Genomic DNA, 1,043 nt, shown 5'->3' with positions numbered 1-1,043 from the left:
TATTGTGAAAGGATTGTTTATTCCATTAAAAAAAGGTCAAAATAGTGATGATGACGTTAAGAAAAACGTACAACAAAATATTGACTATATCGCTAAACAAAACAAAAAATATAAAGCACATTCTTACAGTTTTGCTTCAACGATTGATCCAACGAGTTTTCTTCGTTTACAACTAAAATATTCAAAAGGTTTTAGAGCACCAACTTCAGATGAAATGTATTTTACCTTTAAACACCCTGATTTCACTATTTTGCCAAATACTAATCTAAAACCAGAGATAGCAAAAACAAAAGAAATTGCTTTTACATTACATAATGATGATTGGGGATTTATTTCCACAAGTCTGTTTAAGACTAACTATAAAAACTTTATTGACCTAATATTTAAAGAGCAAAGAGATTTTAAAGTAGGCCCTGGAGGAGGTAGCACATTACCATTTTCTCTTTATCAAAATATAAATAGAGATAGTGCGGTAGTAAAAGGAATAGAAATTAATTCCAAAGTATTCCTTGGTAAAATGGCAAAATTTATGGATGGATTTAACCTAAGCTATAAATATACCTATCAAAAAGGAAGAATGGATGGCAATATTCCTATGAATGCAATTCAGCCTAAAACGATGGTGTATGGCTTAGGCTATGACCACCCAAGCCAAAAATTTGGATTTAATTTCTACACTACCCACGTATCCACTAAAAATCCAGAAGATACTTATGATATTTATGCGAAAGATAAACAACAAGCCAACACTAGCATAAAATGGCGCAGTAAATCTTATACTATTCTAGATTTAATTGGATATGTGCAACCAATTAAAAATTTAACCATAAGAGCTGGTGTATATAATCTTACAAACCGTAAATACATTACTTGGGATTCTGCTCGTTCAATTCGTTCATTTGGTACAAGTAATGTTATAGATCAATCAACAGGATTAGGCATTAATCGTTTCTACGCACCAGGTAGAAATTATAAGATGTCAGTGCAGTTTGAATTCTAAACTTATCTAAAATCAAAAGTGCGGTAAATTTTTACCGCACTTT

Annotated in this window: 1 protein-coding gene; it reads left to right on the top strand. The window is 31.2% G+C overall.

Annotated elements, in window-relative coordinates:
• On the top strand, positions 1–1,000 hold a 1,000-nt coding region (locus tag HMPREF2813_RS10080), incomplete at its 5' end, for a TonB-dependent receptor domain-containing protein (RefSeq protein WP_148129920.1).
• Positions 1,001–1,043: the final 43 nt, after the last annotated feature.

The organism is Haemophilus sp. HMSC066A11 (assembly GCF_001811665.1).
Classification (GTDB): domain Bacteria; phylum Pseudomonadota; class Gammaproteobacteria; order Enterobacterales; family Pasteurellaceae; genus Haemophilus; species Haemophilus influenzae.
The sequence above is the reverse complement of the archived record's forward strand: the minus strand, read 5'-3'. Positions and strand labels throughout refer to the sequence as shown.